This window comes from Bradyrhizobium sp. WSM4873 (assembly GCF_055811355.1).
This window is the reverse complement of the sequence record NZ_JBVVPS010000125.1, coordinates 1-488: the sequence shown is the minus strand read 5'-3', so window position 1 is coordinate 488 and position 488 is coordinate 1. Positions and strand designations below refer to the sequence as shown.

1 pseudogene is annotated in these 488 nt (G+C 54.9%); it reads right to left on the bottom strand.

The window, feature by feature from the left end:
- Positions 1–71 precede the first annotated feature (71 nt).
- Positions 72–335 (bottom strand): annotated as a pseudogene (locus tag AC0L21_RS38050) (transposase); the annotation flags it as partial.
- Between the last annotated feature and the right edge of the window lie 153 nt (positions 336–488).

The window sequence follows — 488 nt, the reverse complement described above, 5'->3', positions numbered from 1 at the left end:
CAAGAGGCCGGATACATTTGTGCAGACTGCATCGTCCTCATTAAACGACCTTGCACGGGCGGGGCGGGTCATACATTTTTTGAAAGAAGCTCACGCAGCGCCGTCGCATCCAGCATCTGCTCGGCCAACAGCTTCTTCAGCTTAGCGTTCTCGTCCTCAAGCTGCCGTAGCCGCTTGGCCTCCGAGACGTCCATACCGCCGAATTTGGACTTCCAGTTGTAAAGCGTCGCTTCCGAGACGCCGTGCTTGCGTGCCAAATCGGCCGTCTTCGCACCGGCCTCATGCTCGCGCAGCACGCCTATAATCTGCTCTTCCGTAAACCTGGCTCGCTTCATTTGTCCGTCCTTCAGATGACGTGCCCCCGCCAAATTAGGCCAGTTTGAACTGAAGTTTTCCACTTTTGATCCCCTAATGGGGAGAGGAGAATTCCATGAAGGCATCGAAGTTTTCAGAGGCGCAGATTGCATTCGTGCTGAAGCAGGCTGAAG